We start from the raw sequence: 17,188 nt of genomic DNA on the forward strand, positions 1-17,188 counted from the left end.
CGTGTCGTGTCGTCCCGCCCGGCGCAGCCGTCACAGCACCGGCCGTGACGGCACGGGCGGCGTGTCGACAGGACCGCACGTCGTCATCCCGCCGGCCGCCGTCCGGCCAGCCCGAGGGCGGCGAGCAGCGCCGGCCAGTCCAGCGCGCCGCCGCTGTCGGCGAGGACCGCGGCGAGCTCCCGGTCCACCGCCTCCACCACGGCCAGCCCGTCGGCCAGCAGCCGACGCCCCGGACCGGTGACCCGCAGCCCCGCTCGCCGGCCGCGGCCCGGGCCGGCGGACTCCACCGCGCCGAGCTCGACGAGCCGGCCGACGGTCGCGTGCATGCTCTGCGTGGTGACCCGCGCCCGGCGGGCCAGGTCGGAGTAGGACAGCCCCTCGTCGCGGGCCAGGTGGCCGAGCGCGCCGAGCAGCCGCAGCGAGAGCCCCAGCGGCGCGAGCCGGGCGGTGAGCAGGTCCTCCATGGCCCGACCGGTCACCACCAGGGCCATCGCGGTGCTGGTCGGTGGCGGGCCTCCCGTTCCCTCCGCTGCCGTCACGTCCGCATGATCGCAGGCCGGTTGTTTCAGTCTGGCTGATACTGTGGGTGGCACCGACCGAGGAGGTCCCGTGGCTGCAGTGCTGCTCAGCGTCCACGTCGTCGTGGCCGTCGTCTTCGTCGGCGCCGTGACGATCGCGGTGAGCCTGTTCCCCCGCTACGCCCGGCAGGCGCTGGAGGGGCGCGACCCGGCCGCGGTGCCCGCGCTGCGCCTGCTGCACCGGGTCACCCGCGTCTACGCCGTCCTGTCGCTGGCCGTGCCGGTGTTCGGGATCGCGACGGCGAGCTCGCTGGGGGTGCTCACCGACGCCTGGGTGCTGGCCTCGATGGCCTTGACGCTGCTCGCGGCGGGCGTGCTGGTCGGCGTCGTCCTGCCGGGCCAGCAGGAGGTCCTCGCGGCCGCCGCGGGGGAGGGGACGGACGGTGGCGAGGGAGGCCCGGGCGTCGGGACCGTCGCCGGCACCCTCACCGGCAGCACGACCCGCGTGCGGCGGCTGGCGATGGCCTCGGGGACGTTCAACCTGGTCTGGGTGGTCGTGGTGGTGCTCATGGTCGTCCGGCCGGGCTCGACGACCGGTGTCTGAGTCACCGACCCGCTGGCTGGCGCTGGCCACCGCGGCCGAGCTGGTCACCCTCACCGTGCTGCTGGTCAACCTGGTGACCGTGCACTGGGCGCCGCTGGCCTCGGCCGTCGGGCCGCTGCACGGCACCGCCTACCTGGTCACCGCGGTCCTCGCCTGGCAGCTCCCGCTGCCCCGGGCCGTGCGGCTGCGGGGCCTCGTGCCCGCCGTCGGCGGACTGCTGGTGCTGCACGCGGCCGGCCGCGCCGATCCCGACCCCGCACCGGGGAGCTGACGGGGCCGGAGACGGCAGGAGGGGCGCCGGACGACGTCCGGCGCCCCTCCTGGGCGGTGCTCCACGCCTCCCCGCAGGGAGGCGGCGTCAACCGGCGACGACCTCGATCGCCAGCTGGGTGGTGACCTCCGGGTGCACCCGCACGGTGACGGTGTGCTGACCGGTGGTCTTGATGCTGCTGGGCAGCTCGATGCGGCGGCGGTCGAGCTCCGGGCCACCGGCGGCCGTGACGGCCGCGGCGACGTCGGCGGTGGTGACGCGGCCGAAGAGGCGGCCACCGTCGCCGGCGCGGGCCGGCACCCGGACGGTCAGGCCGGAGAGGCGCCCGGCCACGGCCTGGGCCTCCTCGAGCGACCGCACGTCGCGGGCGGCACGCGCCCGGCGCAGCGACTCGACCTGCTTCTCGGCACCGCGGGTGGCGACGATGGCCAGGCCGCGGGGCAGGAGGTAGTTGCGGGCGTAGCCGCCCTTGACCTCCACGGTGTCACCGGAGGACCCGAGACCGGTGACCTCCTGCGTCAGGATCAGCTTCTGGGTGCTCATGGTCAGCGCGCCGTCGAGGTGTAGGGCAGCAGGGCCATCTCACGGCTGTTCTTCACGGCCGTGGCGACGTCCCGCTGGTGCTGGCTGCAGTTGCCGCTGACGCGGCGGGCACGGATCTTGCCGCGGTCGGAGATGAACTTCCGCAGCAGGGTCGTGTCCTTGTAGTCGATGTAGGTCGCCTTGTCCTTGCAGAACTGGCAGACCTTCTTCTTGGGCTTGCGCACGGGGGGCTTGGGCACTGGGTTCTCCAGGTACGACTAGTGGTGGGGAGATGGAACGGCCCTCTCGCAGGGGCCCCCGCCGCGCGGAGCGTGGCGCGGGGAGCGAGGGGGTCCTTTCTCAGAAGGGGGGCTCGTCGGACGGGCCGGCGGGCGTCGACCACGGGTCGCTCGCCCCGCCACCGCCACCGCCGCCGCCGCCACCGAAGCCGCCACCGCCGCCGCCGCCGAAGCCGCCGCCACCCTCACCGCGGGAGGCACGGGTGACCTTCGCGGTGGCGTAGCGCAGCGAGGGGCCGATCTCGTCGACCTCGAGCTCGACGACGGTGCGCTTCTCGCCCTCCTTGGTCTCGAACGAGCGCTGCTTGAGGCGCCCCGAGACGATGACCCGCGAGCCGCGGGTGAGGGACTCGGCCACGTTCTCGGCCGCCTGCCGCCAGACGTTGCAGCGGAGGAACAGCGCCTCGCCGTCCTTCCACTCCTGCGACTGCCGGTCGAAGGTGCGCGGCGTCGAGGCGACGGTGAAGTTGGCGACCGCGGCCCCCGACGGCGTGAAGCGCAGCTCCGGGTCGGAGGTCAGGTTGCCGATGACGGTGATGACGGTCTCGCCGGCCACGGTCAGTGGACCTCGGGCCGCATCAGCTTGGTCCGCAGGACCGACTCGTTGAGGTTGAGCTGGCGGTCGAGCTCGGCGACCGCGGCGGGCTCGGCCTGGATGTCGATGACCGCGTAGATGCCCTCGATGTTCTTCTTGATCTCGTAGGCCAGGCGGCGCCGGCCCCAGATGTCGGTCTTGACGGTGCCACCGGAGTTGGTGACGACGGTCAGGAACCGGTCGAGGGAGGGAGCGATCGTGCGCTCCTCCAGGTCGGGGTCGAGGATGACCATCAGTTCGTAGTGACGCACGGAGAACCCCACCTCCTCTGGTCTGTGGCGGCTGCAGGACGTCTGCAGCAGGAGGGTCGTACACGCGTCGCGCGCCCGGTCCCGCCGGGACGGCGGACGGACGCGCCCCTCCAGGCTACCAGCGCGGCCGGGAGCCCCGGTCACCGTCACCGGGCCTGACTACCGTCGCCGGGGTGAGCACGCAGCCGATCGGCGTCCACGTCGGACCCGGACTGACCGAGGACAACGAGCTCGACGCCGGCGGTCCGCTGGCCCGGGCGGCGGAGGTGGACGCCGACGCGGTGCAGGTGTTCCTCGGCGACCCGCAGGGCTGGAAGGCGCCGCCGCCGCGTCCCGACGCCGAGGCCCTGCTCGCCGGCGACGTCGCGGTGTTCGTGCACGCGCCCTACGTGCTCAACGTGGCCTCGACCAACAACCGGATCCGCATCCCCAGCCGCAAGAACCTCGCCGTGCACGCGCGGGCGTCGTCGGCGATCGGTGCCCGCGGGATGGTCGTGCACGGCGGGCACGTGCTGGCCAAGGACGACCCGGCCGCCGGCTTCGACAACTGGCGCAAGACGTTCGCCCGGCAGGCCGACGACGGCGGCTTCCCGCTGCCGCTGCTGATCGAGAACACCGCCGGCGGCGAGAACGCGATGGCCCGCGAGCTGGGCGCGGTGGCCCGGCTGTGGGACGCCGTCGGCGAGTTCGGCGCGGGGTTCGTCCTCGACACTTGCCACGCCTGGGCCGCCGGCTGGGACCTCGCCACCGCCGTCGAGGACGTCCGCGCGATCACCGGCCGGGTCGACCTGGTGCACCTCAACAACAGCCGCGACCCGCAGGGCTCCGGCCGCGACCGGCACGCGCCGCTGACGTCGGGCGAGATCCCGCTGGAGCTGCTGCTCGGCGTGGCCCGCGCCGCCGGCTGCCCCGTCGTCCTCGAGACCCCCGGCGACCCCGCCTCGCACGCGGAGGAGGTCGCGCTGGTCCGCGAGGCGCTCGGGTAGTCGCCCGCCCGGACCGCCGTCCTCCCTCGCCCTGCGGCGTCCTCCCTCGTGGCCGGACGTGAGGGAGGACGCCCGACGATCAGGTCACCTGATCCCGGTGCCGGCGGCGCAGCACCACCCGGTCGGCGGCGCCGTCGAGGGGGCCGCCGGCCGGGTCGTCGACGGCCGGCCACGAGGTCCGGACGACGTCGCCGTCGGGACGCCACACGTCCCGCACGACCAGGCCGACCAGGACGCAGACGGCGAGGTCGCGGACGCCGACCGCGAGGAAGAACCACTCGACGCCGACGCCGCGCTCGCCGGTGCCCAGGTACCAGAGCATCCGCACCACCCACAGCACCGCCTCGGTGGCCTGCCAGAGCAGCAGCGAGCGCCAGCGCGGCCGGGCGAGCACCGCCAGGGGCAGCAGCCACAGCGAGTACTGCGGGCTCCACACCTTCGTGACCAGCAGGAAGCCGGCCACCAGCAGGAAGGCCACCTGCGCCACCCGCGGGCGCACCGGTGCGGCCAGCGTCAGCCAGCCGACGGCGGCGACCACCAGCAGCACGCAGACCGCCACCAGCGCGTTGAGCACCACCGGCGTCTCGCCCTGGGCGAGCGGCCCGTCGAACAGGTCGCCGCCGGCGGCGGTGATGGCCATGTTCCACAGCGTGTCCGGATCGGCCGGCCGGGAGCTGTTGAGCCGGAAGAACAGCGACCAGTTCTCCGGGGCCAGCAGCGCGACCGGGACGTTCACGGCCAGCCAGGCGGCCCCTGCCGCCAGCGCCGCGCGCAGCCACACCCGCAGCCGCCCCGCGCGCAGGCAGAGCAGGAACAGCGCGAGGAGCAGCAGCGCGGGGAACAGCTTCGCGGCCGCGCCCAGGCCGAACAGCACGCCGGCCGTCACCGGCCGGTCGCGCGCCCAGGCCCACAGCCCGCAGGCCGCCAGCGCGACGGCGAGCAGGTCCCAGTTGGTGAACGCGTGCACGAACAGCAGCGGCGAGAGCCCGATCAGCGCCGCGTCCCACGGGCGGTGACCGGAGGCGCCCAGCACGGCCCGGACGGTGACCAGCGCGCACAGGCTCAGCAGCAGGCAGGTGGCCACGTAGTAGGCCTGCACCGGCGGGACCTGGGGGAGCAGACCGGCCGCCGCTGCGAGGCTCTCGTAGCCGCGGCCGAGCACCGCGGCGAGCGCCATGAGCGCGCCGGTGAGCACCGGGTACTCCACGGCTGCGTCGAGGTAGGGGACGGCACCCTCGCCGAGGCCGTGGATGCCGAACAGCGGGACGGCGTCGGAGTAGCAGAGGTGCGTGTACTGCACCGACCCCGCCCAGTTGCCGTCCGAGCACGGGGACTGCTTGAGCCACGCGGCGGCGAGCACGACGGTGGCGTAGAGCAGGCAGACGCGCAGCGGCGTCCAGAACAGCGCCCGGCCGGTGACCGCGTGCCGCCCCCACGGGCCGCCGACGGCCTCGCTGGCCTGGGCGGCCACCGGGTCCGACCAGGTGGGCACCACCCGGTCGGGACGGCGGCCGGCGCCGGGCCCGGGCGTCCCCGCAGACGCCGCGGGCCCGTCCGCCGGCTGGGGTGCCGGAGCGGACGGGCCCGTGGGGGAGGAGCTCACCGGGTCAGTGTGCCCGGGGCGGTCAGCCGGTCGGTTGCGCCTGGGTCTCCGGCGCGGGAGCCGGCGACCCGCCCTGGTTGCCGCCGCCGGTGCCGCCCCCGTTGCCGTCCTGCCCGCCGCCCCCGTTCTCGAAGACGTCGGGGACCCCGTTGTTGTTCTCGTCCCCGGGCGGCCCCTGATCCGCCGGCGGCGGGGTGGTCGTCGTCGGTGCCGGCGGCGTGGTCGTCGTCGGCGGAGCCTCGGTCGTCGGCGGGGCCTGCGTGGTCGGCGGGGCCTGCGTGGTCGGCGGGGCCTCGGTGGTGGGCGCGGGGACGCCGTTGCCGGTGTCCCCGCGGATGACCGCCCGGTCGGGCAGGTCCTCCTCGGGCGTGCCGGCCAGGGCGGTGTCCATGAACTGCTGCCAGATCGCGCCCGGCAGGCCGGCGCCGTAGATGATCGCGCCGTCGGCGTTGCGGATCGGCTCGTAGCCGTCGGTGCCCATCCACACCGCGGTGGACAGGGAGGGCGTGTAGCCCACCATCCACGCGTCGGAGTTGTCGTCGGCGTCGATGCCCTGCGTACCGGTCTTGGACGCCGCCTCCCGGCCGCCCTCGAGGGCGCGGCGGGAGTGCTGCGCCACGCCCTTCAGGGCGAAGGTGGTGTCGGCGGCGACGTCGGGGTCGATGACCTGCTCACCCGGGCCGACGCCGCTGTCCAGCAGGACCGCACCCTCGGTGTCGGTGACCCGGGCGACGAAGTGCGTCGGCTGGCGGACGCCGCCGTTGGCGAGGGTGGCGAACCCGGCGGCCTGGTCGATCGGGCGCATCTCGTACTCGCCGATGCCGATCGAGGAGCCGGTGACGCCCGAGCCCGGCGCGGTCAGGGTCGGCTCGTCGTCGAGCAGGCCACCGTTGGCCGGCCAGGTCTCGGGCATGCCCGTGGCGGCCAGCGCCGTCTCGCGGACGTTGTCCGGGCCGACCTCGTAGGCCAGGCCGTAGAACGTCGTGTTGAGCGAGCGGGTCATGGCCTCGACCAGGGTGCAGGCCCCGCAGGAGACCCCGCCGGAGTTGCGCACCGGCGCCTCGCGGTCGGGGAAGGTCTGCGGCGAGCTGCCGTCGCGGCGGGAGTTCACGCCGATGCCCTGGTCGAGCGCGGTGGCCAGCACGTAGGGCTTCATCGACGAGCCGGGCTGGCGGCGCGCCTGGGCGTAGTCGACGGCGCCGTCACCGGCACCGACGCGGCCGCCGTAGTACGCCCGCACCGCGCCGGTCCTCGGGTCGACGGCGACCAGCGCCTGCCGGAGGTTGTCCGGCTGGCCGTCCATGACGTCGTCGACGGCGGCGATCGCGGCGTCCTGGGCCGCCTTGTCCACGGTCGTGGTGATGCGCAGGCCGCCGGCCCGGATCTGCTCGTCGGAGTAGCCGCGCGCCTCGAGCTCGTCGATCGCCTGCGAGACCACCAGGCCCTCGGGACCGGTGGGGATGCCCAGCGCCGAGGACTCCGGCCGCGGCAGCACCGGCGGGTAGACCGACGCGTCGCGCTCGCCCTGCGTCATCCACCCCTCCTCGACCATCGCGTCGAGGACCAGGCCCCAGCGGTCCTGGGCGCCCTCGGGGTTGCCCTCGGGGTCGTAGGAGCTCGGGCTGCGCACCAGGACGGCGAGCACCGCGCCCTGCTGGGGGGTCAGCTGCGCGGCGGGGACGCCGAAGAAGGTGTTCGCCGCGGCCTCGATGCCGTAGGCGCCGCGGCCGAAGTAGATGGTGTTCAGGTAGTTCTCGAGGATCTCGTCCTTCGAGTACTGGTTGTCCAGCTTGACCGCCAGGAAGAGCTCCTGGAACTTGCGGCTGAACGTCTGCTCGTGGCTGAGGAAGGCGTTCTTGACGTACTGCTGGGTGATCGTCGAGCCGCCCTGCGTCGAGCTGCCGGTGAGGTTGTTCCACGCGGCCCGGACGATGCCGGTGAAGGAGATGCCCGGGTCGGAGTAGAACTCCTTGTTCTCCGCGGCGAGGATGGCGTTGCGGGCGCCCTCGGAGACCTGGTCCAGGCCGACGTTGGTGCGGTTGGTGTCGCCGAGGCGGGCCATCTCGGTGGTGCCGTCGGCGTAGTAGACGACCGTCGTCTGCGCGTTCTGCACCGAGTTGGGGTCGGGGACCTCGGTGGTGGCGTAGACGACGCCGACGAAGACGCCGAGCAGCACGAACAGCCCGCCGAGGGTGGCCAGCGCGACCTTGAGCCGGCGACGGCGGCGCTGCTTCGTGGTGCGCGCCTTCTTGCCGGCCGCGGGGCGGGCGCCGGGGGGCCGGGACCCGCCGGGGCGGGCGCCGCCGGTCCGTCCCGCCGTCGTGCGGCCGCGGTCACCCCCGGACGGCCGGCGGGCACCTCCGCCCGCGGCGGTCGTCCGGGCGGACGGCCGCCGCGGCGGGCCGCCGGACGGCCCGACCGGCGAGGTCTCGTCGTGGGGAGGCACCAGGGAGCCCCTCCTCGGTAGTCGGTGGGCAGGACGGGATCCGGCCCAGCGTGGCGTTCTCGGCTGTGTGCACCGGGGAGGACGCGCGGAACGCGCCGCGTCCCCGGGACGCGTGTGACGGACGGGTCCGCCGGTGGTGCAACCGCCGGAGCGGCGGTGCTAGTCCGTGGCAGCGCGGCGGCGCCGGCGCGGCTGCCGTCCGGGCTCGGGCTCCGCCCCCAGGACGTAGGAGCAGTCCAGGTGGTTCCACCCGCACCCGCGGCACACCTCGACGGTGTACACGGAGAACTCCTCCTGCGCGGCGTCCATCCGGGCGAGCTCCGCCTCGGTCTTCGCCTGCCCGGACACGTGGCCCAGCCCTTCACCGTAGACGTAGTTCACCAGTGCGAGGCGCTCGCGGCGGCAGACCGGGCAGGGGAGGTCGGTCTGCTGACCGTGGTACCTCGCCGCCCGGGTCAGGTAGGGGCTGGCGTCACAGACCTCGAAGAGCCCGGTGCGCCCGGCCTGGACGTCCGCGAGGACCGCTCGCCGGTGCAGCGAGTAGTCGACGACGGAGCGACGTCCGGGCACGGCCGCCAATGTACGCAGGTGCGCCGGCCGCCGGGAGCCTCACGAGGACCCGCGCCGGCCCGCACCGACCGGCGGCGGACCGGCGCGGCTGCCGGGTCCCCCGGTCGGGCGACGCACCTCGACCGGTCGGGCGACGCACCTCGAGTTGCCCACGCGTTCACCCCCCGATGTATCGTCTCGATACATCGACCGGCAGGGACCGATGGGGGGCGAGGTGCTCGAGTTCGCCATCCTCGGGTTGCTGCAGCAGTCCCCGATGCACGGCTACGAGCTGCGGAAGCGGCTCGCGGAGGTCCTCGGCGGGCTGCGCAGCATCTCCTACGGCTCGCTGTATCCCGCGCTCAAGCGGTTGCACGCCGCCGGGCTGGTCACCACCGACGAGCCCGACCGGCGCACGCCGCTGCCGGCCGACGCACCGCCGTTGACCGGCCGGCGCGGGAAGGTGGTCTACACGATCACCGCGGAGGGCAAGGAGCGCTTCGCGGAGCTGGTCAGCCAGGCCGGTCCCGAGGCGTACGACGACGACAGGCTGTTCGGCGTCCACCTCGCCTTCTTCCGGCACACCGCCGCCGACGTGCGGCTGCGCATCCTCGAGGGGCGCCGCCGCACGGTCGAACGGCAGCGCGACGGCCTGCGGTCCTCACTGGCGCGGACCCGCGAACGGCTCGACCGCTACACGCTGGAGCTGCAGCGGCACGGCCTGGACTCGGTCGACCGGGAGGTGCGCTGGCTGTCGGAGCTGATCGACAGCGAGCGCCGCCGGCCCGACCCGGACCCGGACCCGGCGAGCCGGACCGGGGAGGACTGACCACGGCACGACTGCAGGCACCACCGGCTGCGCCGCCACCGCAGCCACCGCCAGGACCGGAACGGTCCCGCGACACGGACCACCGGGTCCAGGGAGAAGGGAAGACCATGGGAGCTGTCAAGGTCGCCATCGTGGGCGTGGGCAACTGCGCCGCCTCGCTGGTGCAGGGCGTGCACTACTACCGGGACGCCGACGAGACCAGCTCGGTGCCCGGCCTCATGCACGTCCGCTTCGGCGAGTACCACGTGTCCGACGTGCAGTTCGTCGCCGCCTTCGACGTCGACGCCAAGAAGGTCGGCCGCGACCTCTCCGAGGCGATCGTCGCCAGCGAGAACAACACGATCAAGATCTGCGACGTCCCCCCGCTGGGTGTGACCGTGCAGCGCGGTACCACCCTCGACGGCCTGGGCAAGTACTACCGGGCGACGATCGAGGAGTCCGACGAGCAGCCGGTCGACGTCGTCGCCGCCCTGCGCGAGTCCGGCGCCGACGTCCTGGTCTGCTACCTGCCGGTCGGGTCGCAGCAGGCCGCCGAGTTCTACGCCCAGGCCGCCCTCGACGCCGGTGTCGCCTTCGTCAACGCCCTGCCGGTCTTCATCGCCGGGACCAAGGAGTGGGCGGACAAGTTCACCGCCGCCGGCGTCCCGATCGTCGGCGACGACATCAAGAGCCAGGTCGGCGCCACCATCACCCACCGGGTGCTCGCCAAGCTCTTCGAGGACCGCGGCGTGCAGCTCGACCGCACGATGCAGCTCAACGTCGGCGGCAACATGGACTTCAAGAACATGCTCGAGCGCGAACGGCTGGAGTCGAAGAAGATCTCCAAGACCCAGGCCGTCACCAGCCAGGTCGACCGCGACATGGGCACCGACAACGTGCACATCGGCCCGTCGGACCACGTGCCGTGGCTGTCGGACCGCAAGTGGGCCTACGTCCGGCTCGAGGGCCGCGCGTTCGGCGACGTCCCGCTGAACCTGGAGTACAAGCTCGAGGTCTGGGACTCCCCGAACTCGGCCGGCATCATCATCGACGCCGTCCGCGCCGCCAAGATCGCCAAGGACCGCGGGATCGGGGGCCCGATCCTCTCCGCGTCGTCCTACTTCATGAAGTCCCCGCCGGTGCAGTACAGCGACAGCGAGGCCCGCGACGCCGTCGAGGCCTTCATCCGCGGCGACGTCGTGTAAGGACCCCCGTCCAGCACCTCACGCAGGCCCGTCCCCCGCACCGGGGGGCGGGCCTGCGGCCTGTCGGGAGCCGCGGGCCGCCGCCGCGCTGCATACGCTGGCCGCCATGCCGCGCCGCCTGCTCGCGACCGCGCTGGTCCTGCTCGGCGTCGGGCTGACCGGCTGCTCGGGCGACCAGACCGACCGGCAGCCCGGCGACCCGGTGACCGCCGAGGAGGCCGAGGTGCTGGCCGGGCTGCTCGCCCGCGGTGTCGAGGAGGAGGGCGGCGCCGACGTCGTGGTCACCGCCCCGTTCGGCGAGGACGGCCTGCTCACGCTCACCGGCGAGGTCGACCTGGCCGGTGGAGCCGGCCGGGCCCGGGCGGTGACCTCCTACGGGGACGAGCGGCCCGACGACGTCCGCACGCTGTTCTTCACCCGCGACCAGGTCTGGTTCGGCGACGTGCCGGGCCTGCCCGAGGCGCTGGCCGCCGCGGGCCTGCCCGACGTCCCGTTCGTCCGCCGCCCGCTCGCCGCCGGGCCGGACGCGGTGCCGCTGACCGACGTCCTCGTGCAGGTGGTGCTCAACCTGGGCGCGGAGGAGGCCGACGAGGCGGCCGCGTTCCTCGACGGCGCGGCGACGTGGGAGGGGCAGCGCTCGATCGACAGCCGGCTGGCGTCGGTCTACGCCTCGGAGGCGGGCTGGTCGGTGGCCGTCGACGACACCAGCGACCTGCTGCTGCAGTACGAGGCCGCACTGCCCGGTCCGGAGACCGAGGTGACGGTGACGCTCGCCGACCACGGGCCGCGGACGATCGCGCTGCCGGAGGAGGGGCAGACCCTCGACGCGGTCGCGCACCCGGAGGTCGCCGCCGCCCTGGGCCTGTGAGCGGGTCCGGACATGGGGGGAGGGGGCGGCCTCTTCCCCAGACCGCCCCCTCCGGGGATGTTCCTACCAGAACCGGTCGGCAGGCGCAGCACGACGGCGTGTCCCGGGGAGTCGGACCACCCGGGAGGGTCAGTTCGCCGACGGGTCGGCCGGCGCCGTCGACAGCACCGCCAGCCGGCCGGTCTGGCGGCCCAGCACCGCGCGCCACAGCTCCGGGCCGGAGAGCTCGCTGAGGACGTCGCCGGGCGTCCCCGGCACGCACGCCCACGCGCCCTCGGCGATCTCGGCGGCGAGCTGACCGGGCGACCAGCCGGCGTAACCGGCGAACACCCGCAGGCCCGCGACGCCGCCCTCGAGGGCGTCGGGGTCGGCGTCGAGGTCGACGAGGTAGACGTCACCGGCCACCCGGCGCAGGCCCTCCGGCTCGGTGCCGTGCCCGGGGCAGGCGGCCAGGCACAGCGCGGTGTCGGTCTCGCACGGGCCGCCGACGTGGAACACGCCCGGCTCCACGGCGAGGTCGCACCAGCCGGGCAGCACGTCGCGGATCTCGACCTGGCTCGGCCGGCCCAGGACGACGCCGAGGGTGCCGCTGTCGTTGTGGTCGAGCACGTAGACGACGGTGCCGGCGAAGTTGGGGTCGCTCAGCGCCGGCATGGCGACCAGCAGGGATCCCGGGGCGACGTCGTCGAGCGTGCCGGTCGACAGCGTGGGGACCGCCGCGCGACGCCGGCCCCGGGCCGCCCGGGCGGGCCGGCCGGAGTCGGGGTCGGGTGACGAGGGCACCGAGGACATCGGAACCAGTGTGCATCAGTCCGGCGCCCGGGGGAGGGTGGGGCCGCCCCGTACGGTGATCGGGTGCAGCAGGCCGACACCACCGTGCGGCACCTGCTCGCCCGCGGGGACTTCCGCCGCCTGCTGGCCACCCGGCTGCTCGCCCAGTCCGGCGACGGCGTGCTGCAGGCGGCGCTCGCCGGGACGGTGCTGTTCAACCCCCAGCGGGCGGCCGACCCGGTCGACGTCGCCGCGGCCTTCGCCGTGCTGCTGCTGCCGTACTCGGTGGTCGGGCCGTTCGCCGGTGTCTGGCTGGACCGGTGGAGCCGGCGCCAGGTGCTGGTGCGGGCCAACGTGCTGCGCGCCGGGCTGGTCGCCGTGGTCGCCGCGCTGGTGCTGGCCGGGGACGCGGGACCGCTCTTCTACGTCGCCGGGCTCGCCGTCTTCGCCGTCACCCGGTTCCTGCTGGCGGCGCTGTCCGCGGCGCTGCCGCACACCATCGACCCGGCCTCCCTCGTGCCGGCCAACGCGCTGTCGACGACGTCCGGGGCGGTGGCCACCGTCGTCGGCGGCATCACCGCCCTGGGGCTGCTGCAGCTCGGGACGGCCGGGGACGTCGCCTACGCCGCCGTGGCGGCCTCGGCGGCCCTGCCGTACCTGGCGTCGGCCGCCGTCGCCACGGGGTTCGGCCGGCAGTACCTCGGCCCCGACTCGGGTGCCCGGTCCGCCCACCTGCCGGCCCGGGCGGTGCTGCGCGGGATGGTGGCCGGCGCCCGGCACGTGGCCGAGCACCCGCCGGCCGCCGCGGCGCTGGCGGCCATCGGGGCGCACCGCGTCTGCTACGGCCTGCTCACGCTCATGACCCTGCTGCTGTACCGGAACACGCTCACGGAGGGGACCGGCCCGCTCCCGGGCGGGCTGGCCGGCCTCGGCGTGGTCCTGGCGGCCGGGTCGGCCGGCACCCTGCTGGCGGCGGTGACGACGCCCGCGGCGGTGCGCCGGCTGGGGACCCGCGGGTGGGTGGTGCTGCTGCTGGCCGGCGGCGGGGCGCTCCAGCTCGCGCTCGGGCTGACGTTCGCACCGCCCGGGTGGGTGGCCGCCGGTCTCGTCCTCGGCTTCGTCGCGCAGGGCGTGAAGATCTGCGTCGACGCCACGCTGCAGCAGTCGGTCGACGACGACTTCCGGGGCCGGGTGTTCTCCGTCTACGACACCCTGGTCAACGTCGCCTACGTGGCGGCCCTGGTGGCCGGCGCCCTGCTGCTGCCCGCGTCGGGACGGTCGGTGACCGGCCTGGCCGTCGTCGCCGCGGTGTACGCCGTCACGGCCGCCGGCTACGCCCGGATCACCCGCGCGCACGCGCCCTGACCGGTCCCTACAGCGCCGGCTCGCAGGCGCCCCGGCCCAGCCGCGCGAGCCCGGCGAGGTCCCCGAGCCCGAGGTCGACCTGACCCTCGTTGGTCGCCGACATCAGCTCGGCCGGGTCGTCGACGTGGGCCAGGCCCAGCACGTGGCCGAGCTCGTGCAGGACCACCGCGCGGATCGCCTCGCGACCCCCGGGGGTGGAGGCGGCAGCGGCCGCCCACCCGGCGTCGAGGGCGACCGCCCCGGTGACGTAGACGAGGGGTCCGCCCACCGACACCGCCTGGCTGCCACCGATCCCGGCGACGGTGTCCGCCAGCGCCGGCACCTCCTCCGGCGTCGCCCAGCTGAGCAGCACCGGCGCCCAGCGGTCGCCGTACCGGTCGGGCTGGTGGGCCGGCCGCTGGTCCGACCACCGCTCGTCGGTCGTCCCGTCGTGGACGAACCGCAGGCCGGTGGCCACCGACAGCCGCGCGACCGCCTCCGCGACCAGGACGTCGGCGCCCTCCGGCGCACCGTCGGGCGCGAGGACGTAGTGCACCGGCCGGCACGGGTCGTAGGCGACGGGGGTGACGCCGTCGTCCTGAACGGCGGCGAAGGCGTGGCTGCCGGTGCCCGGTGCCGGGGCGGGCTGCCCCAGGGGCGCGTCCGCGGCCTCCCGCCCCGGGGTCGGACGGTCGCCGGTGCGTCCGCCGAGTCCGCCGGCGGAGGCACCGGCGCCTGCGGGCGGGTCCGGCCAGGGCAGCTCACCGACCAGGACGGAGGCGCCCAGGGCGAGGGCCACGACGACGAGGACCGACAGCAGCCCCCGTACGGCGGGGGAGCGCCGGCGCGGGCGGCGGGGCGGTGTCCACGAGCGCCAGGCACCGGGGTCGGCGGGCCGGCCGGCGAGCTCGTCGAGCACCCACTGCGGCACCCGGCCGGTGGGCGAGGTGGGCACCCCCGGCACGGGTGGCACCGGGCCGCCCCGCGGTGGCGCTCCGCCCGGGCGGTCCTCCGGTCCCCCGTGCACGCTCCGGCTCCTCTCGCCCGTTCCCGTCCCCCATCCTCTCGGCCGCGCGACCACCGGGGTACAGCCCGGAGGCCGCCCGGACACCTCCGAGGGAGGAGGTCCCTACAGCGCCGGCTCGCACGCGCCCCGGCCGAGCCGCGCCAGGCCGGCACGGTCCCCGGGGCCCAGGTCGAGCTGCCCGTCGTTGGCCCCGTGCATGAGCTCGCCGGGGTCGTCGACGTGGGCCAGGCCCAGCACGTGCGCGAGCTCGTGCACCAGGACCGCCCGCAGCGCGGCACGGCCCGCCGGTGTGGCCGCCGCGCCGGCCGCCCAGTCGGCGTCGACGACGACGCTGCCGGTCACGTAGACCGCCGGCCCGCCCGCGGAGACGGCCTCGCTGCCGCCGCGGGCGGCGACGCCGCCGCCGACGTCGGGGTTGCCGGCCGGCAGCTCGAAGGAGACCAGCACCGGCGCCCAGCGGTCCCCGTAGCGGGCGGGCTGGTACGCCGGGCGGTCGCGGCCGACCCGCTCGTCGGTGCGACCCTCGGACACGAACCGCAGGCCGGTGGCCGCGGCGACCTCCGCGACGGCGTCGGCGACGAGGACCTCCGCGTCCGGTGGGGCATCGCCGACGCGGACGACGTAGTGGACGGCGCGGCAGGGGTCGTAGGCGACCGGCGTGACGCCGTCGGCCTGGTGGTCGAGGAACGCCCAGCTGCCGCCCGGGGCCGGAGCCGGCGGCGGGACGCCCAGCGGCGACGGCGCGGCACCGACCCCCGGGGTGGGCCGCTGGCCCGGGACCGCGGCCGGCGCCGTCTCCGGCGAGGCGCCGGCGGGGTCCTGGACCGACCACGCGGTCAGCGCGAGGACCAGGCAACCGACGGCGACGGCGGTCGGGCCGGGGCGGCGCGCTGCCCGGAGGAGCCCCCGGCCGTGCCCCCGGCCGTGCACTCGCCCGTGCACACATCGCCCGTGCACCCGTCCCCCGTCCCTGCGGCCCGGCCGTCGGTCCTACCGGCGTCCGGCGCGGCGGGGGAGACCGCGCGGGGTGGTGTCACCCGGGCGGAGGAGGGATCAGGAGCGGGCGGCCCACCAGGCGCGCAGTTCGGCCTCGGCCTCGTCGGGGTCGAGCGGGCCGCGCTCGAGGCGGAGGTCCTTGAGGAAGCGCCACGCCTCGCCGACCTCGCGGCCCGGGCCGATGCCGAGGATCTCCATGATCGCGTTGCCGTCGAGGTCGGGGCGCACGCGGGCGAGGTCCTCGGCCGCCGACAGCTCGGCGATCCGCCGCTCCAGCGAGTCGTAGGTGGCCGACAGCGCCGCCGCCCGCCGCTTGTTGCGCGTCGTGCAGTCCGACCGCACCAGCTTGTGCAGCCGGGGCAGCAGGTCGCCGGCGTCGGTGACGTAGCGGCGCACCGCCGAGTCGGTCCACTCGCCGCGGCCGTAGCCGTGGAACCGCAGGTGCAGGAAGGTCAGGCGGGCGACCGCCTCGACGACCTCCTTGGGGTAGCGCAGCGCGGTCAGCCGCTTGCGCACCAGCTTGGCGCCGACCACCTCGTGGTGGTGGAAGGACACCCGGCCGCGCGGCTCGTGCCGGCGGGTGGCGGGCTTGCCGACGTCGTGCAGCAGCGCGGCCAGCCGCAGCACCAGGTCCGGCGACGGGGCGTCGGGATCGGCCCGCTCCAGCGCGATGGCCCGGTCCAGCACGGTCAGCGAGTGGGAGTAGACGTCCTTGTGCTGGTGGTGCTCGTCGATCTCCATCCGCAGCGCCGGCAGCTCCGGCAGGACGACGTCGGCGAGGCCGGTGGACACGAACAGCTCCAGCGCCTCGCGCGGGGCGTCCTGCAGCAGGGTCCGGGACAGCTCGGCCTGCACCCGCTCCGGCGTGATCCGGGCCAGCTCCCCGGACATCGCGGTGAGCGCCTCGACCACCTCGTCGACGGGCGTGACGCCGAGCTGGGCGACGAAGCGGACCGCGCGCAGCATCCGCAGCGGGTCGTCGGCGAAGGAGTCCGTGGCCGCGCCGGGGGTGCGCAGCCTCCGGGCCAGCAGGTCGCCGAGGCCGCCGAAGGGATCGGTCACCGTCCGGTCGGGGCCCAGCGAGACGGCCATGGCGTTGACCGTGAAGTCGCGGCGGGCGAGGTCGTCGCGCAGCGACGTCCCCCAGGCCACCTCCGGATTCCGCGACTCCCGGTCGTAGCGGTCGGCGCGGAACGTGGTGATCTCGACCCGGGTGCCGCGGATCTCGGCGCCCACGGTGCCGAAGGCGATGCCCTGGTTCCACGTGGAACCCGCCCAGCCGCGCAGCAGCCGCAGCACCTGCTCGGGCCGGGCGTCGGTGGTGACGTCGAGGTCGCCGGCGGGGGTCGCGGCGCCGCTCCCGGCGGCCAGCAGCGCGTCGCGCACCGAGCCGCCCACCAGGTGCGCCTCGAAGCCGGCCGCGGCGAACCGCTCGCCGAGCTCGACGAGCACGGGCGAGACGTCGACGAGGTCGCGCACGGTCTGCTGGACCGCCGGGGGCACACCGGACACGACGAGCCAGGGT

The 17,188-nt window shown here is 75.5% G+C and carries 19 protein-coding genes; 7 read left to right on the forward strand and 12 right to left on the reverse strand.

The window, feature by feature from the left end; translation table 11 throughout:
• Positions 1-83: 83 nt before the first annotated feature.
• On the reverse strand, positions 84-539 hold the full coding sequence (locus ACI79O_RS04565) for a MarR family winged helix-turn-helix transcriptional regulator (protein ID WP_456886601.1): 456 nt from the start codon (positions 537-539) through the stop codon (positions 84-86).
• A 70-nt stretch (positions 540-609) separates the two neighbouring features.
• Here ACI79O_RS04565 and ACI79O_RS04570 point away from each other — a divergent pair, with 70 nt between their 5' ends.
• Entirely contained in the window at positions 610-1,122 is a 513-nt protein-coding gene (locus ACI79O_RS04570) for a hypothetical protein (protein ID WP_456886599.1), read from the forward strand.
• Positions 1,115-1,393: a hypothetical protein gene (locus ACI79O_RS04575; RefSeq protein ID WP_456886598.1), complete on the forward strand. Its 279-nt coding sequence runs from the start codon at positions 1,115-1,117 to the stop codon at positions 1,391-1,393. The genes ACI79O_RS04570 and ACI79O_RS04575 overlap by 8 nt, the downstream gene beginning before the upstream one ends.
• 87 nt (positions 1,394-1,480) lie before the next feature.
• On the opposite strand, the gene rplI is transcribed toward ACI79O_RS04575, so the two are convergent.
• The 4 genes from rplI to rpsF all read right to left on the reverse strand — a co-directional run bounded on the left by rplI (position 1,481) and on the right by rpsF (position 3,060).
• Positions 1,481-1,936, reverse strand: a complete 456-nt coding sequence (gene rplI, locus ACI79O_RS04580; RefSeq protein ID WP_456876982.1) for a 50S ribosomal protein L9 — start codon at positions 1,934-1,936, stop codon at positions 1,481-1,483.
• 2 nt (positions 1,937-1,938) lie between these two features.
• Positions 1,939-2,175, reverse strand: coding sequence for a 30S ribosomal protein S18 (rpsR, locus tag ACI79O_RS04585; protein ID WP_073422051.1), 237 nt, complete (start codon positions 2,173-2,175; stop codon positions 1,939-1,941).
• Positions 2,176-2,275: 100 nt separating this feature from the next.
• On the reverse strand, positions 2,276-2,770 hold the full coding sequence (locus ACI79O_RS04590; protein ID WP_456886596.1) for a single-stranded DNA-binding protein: 495 nt from the start codon (positions 2,768-2,770) through the stop codon (positions 2,276-2,278).
• Positions 2,771-2,772: 2 nt separating this feature from the next.
• Positions 2,773-3,060: a 30S ribosomal protein S6 gene (rpsF, locus tag ACI79O_RS04595; RefSeq protein ID WP_456876984.1), complete on the reverse strand. Its 288-nt coding sequence runs from the start codon at positions 3,058-3,060 to the stop codon at positions 2,773-2,775.
• Positions 3,061-3,233: 173 nt separating this feature from the next.
• Here rpsF and ACI79O_RS04600 point away from each other — a divergent pair, with 173 nt between their 5' ends.
• The gene (locus ACI79O_RS04600) at positions 3,234-4,046 is read left to right on the forward strand and encodes a deoxyribonuclease IV (RefSeq protein ID WP_456913473.1); all 813 of its coding nucleotides are present in this window, start codon (positions 3,234-3,236) and stop codon (positions 4,044-4,046) included.
• 79 nt (positions 4,047-4,125) lie between these two features.
• Here ACI79O_RS04600 and ACI79O_RS04605 read toward each other — a convergent pair whose 3' ends face one another.
• The 3 genes from ACI79O_RS04605 to ACI79O_RS04615 form a co-directional block, all read right to left on the reverse strand.
• A complete protein-coding gene (locus ACI79O_RS04605) occupies positions 4,126-5,649 on the reverse strand; it encodes a glycosyltransferase family 87 protein (protein WP_456913474.1) in 1,524 nt (507 codons plus the stop codon).
• Positions 5,650-5,671: 22 nt separating this feature from the next.
• A complete protein-coding gene (locus ACI79O_RS04610; protein WP_456886590.1) occupies positions 5,672-8,095 on the reverse strand; it encodes a transglycosylase domain-containing protein in 2,424 nt (807 codons plus the stop codon).
• Positions 8,096-8,254: 159 nt separating this feature from the next.
• The gene (locus tag ACI79O_RS04615; RefSeq protein ID WP_456876989.1) at positions 8,255-8,665 is read right to left on the reverse strand and encodes a DUF5318 family protein; all 411 of its coding nucleotides are present in this window, start codon (positions 8,663-8,665) and stop codon (positions 8,255-8,257) included.
• A gap of 202 nt (positions 8,666-8,867) precedes the next feature.
• Between ACI79O_RS04615 and ACI79O_RS04620 the strand changes: the two genes are divergently transcribed.
• The 3 genes from ACI79O_RS04620 (at position 8,868) to ACI79O_RS04630 (ending at position 11,525) form a co-directional block, all read left to right on the forward strand.
• Positions 8,868-9,473: a PadR family transcriptional regulator gene (locus tag ACI79O_RS04620; protein WP_456876990.1), complete on the forward strand. Its 606-nt coding sequence runs from the start codon at positions 8,868-8,870 to the stop codon at positions 9,471-9,473.
• 107 nt (positions 9,474-9,580) lie between these two features.
• A complete protein-coding gene (locus tag ACI79O_RS04625; protein WP_456886588.1) occupies positions 9,581-10,657 on the forward strand; it encodes an inositol-3-phosphate synthase in 1,077 nt (358 codons plus the stop codon).
• A gap of 106 nt (positions 10,658-10,763) precedes the next feature.
• Positions 10,764-11,525 carry a hypothetical protein gene (locus ACI79O_RS04630; protein WP_456886586.1) on the forward strand — a complete coding sequence of 254 codons (762 nt, stop codon included), beginning with the start codon at positions 10,764-10,766 and terminating at the stop codon, positions 11,523-11,525.
• A gap of 129 nt (positions 11,526-11,654) precedes the next feature.
• Here ACI79O_RS04630 and ACI79O_RS04635 read toward each other — a convergent pair whose 3' ends face one another.
• The gene (locus ACI79O_RS04635) at positions 11,655-12,317 is read right to left on the reverse strand and encodes a YqgE/AlgH family protein (RefSeq protein ID WP_456886584.1); all 663 of its coding nucleotides are present in this window, start codon (positions 12,315-12,317) and stop codon (positions 11,655-11,657) included.
• Between the two features lie 63 nt (positions 12,318-12,380).
• Between ACI79O_RS04635 and ACI79O_RS04640 the strand changes: the two genes are divergently transcribed.
• The gene (locus ACI79O_RS04640; protein WP_456913475.1) at positions 12,381-13,661 is read left to right on the forward strand and encodes an MFS transporter; all 1,281 of its coding nucleotides are present in this window, start codon (positions 12,381-12,383) and stop codon (positions 13,659-13,661) included.
• 7 nt (positions 13,662-13,668) lie between these two features.
• Here ACI79O_RS04640 and ACI79O_RS04645 read toward each other — a convergent pair whose 3' ends face one another.
• From ACI79O_RS04645 to ACI79O_RS04655, 3 genes are all read right to left on the reverse strand, one after another.
• On the reverse strand, positions 13,669-14,604 hold the full coding sequence (locus tag ACI79O_RS04645; protein WP_456913476.1) for a matrixin family metalloprotease: 936 nt from the start codon (positions 14,602-14,604) through the stop codon (positions 13,669-13,671).
• A 165-nt stretch (positions 14,605-14,769) separates the two neighbouring features.
• Entirely contained in the window at positions 14,770-15,597 is an 828-nt protein-coding gene (locus tag ACI79O_RS04650; RefSeq protein WP_456913477.1) for a matrixin family metalloprotease, read from the reverse strand.
• A 123-nt stretch (positions 15,598-15,720) separates the two neighbouring features.
• Positions 15,721-17,175 (reverse strand): CCA tRNA nucleotidyltransferase, encoded by a 1,455-nt coding sequence (locus ACI79O_RS04655; RefSeq protein ID WP_456913478.1) that lies wholly within the window; start codon positions 17,173-17,175, stop codon positions 15,721-15,723.
• Positions 17,176-17,188: the final 13 nt, after the last annotated feature.

Source organism: Geodermatophilus sp. SYSU D00696, from assembly GCF_054050235.1.

What these genes read in the sequence shown, in the direction of transcription:
- ACI79O_RS04625 (WP_456886588.1), top strand. Translation starts at nt 9,581, where the DNA reads ATGGGAGCTGTCAAGGTCGCCATCGTGGGCGTGGGCAACTGCGCCGCC.
- ACI79O_RS04620 (WP_456876990.1), top strand. Translation starts at nt 8,868, where the DNA reads ATGGGGGGCGAGGTGCTCGAGTTCGCCATCCTCGGGTTGCTGCAGCAG.
- rplI (WP_456876982.1), bottom strand. Translation starts at nt 1,936, where the DNA reads ATGAGCACCCAGAAGCTGATCCTGACGCAGGAGGTCACCGGTCTCGGG.
- ACI79O_RS04630 (WP_456886586.1), top strand. Translation starts at nt 10,764, where the DNA reads ATGCCGCGCCGCCTGCTCGCGACCGCGCTGGTCCTGCTCGGCGTCGGG.
- ACI79O_RS04635 (WP_456886584.1), bottom strand. Translation starts at nt 12,317, where the DNA reads ATGTCCTCGGTGCCCTCGTCACCCGACCCCGACTCCGGCCGGCCCGCC.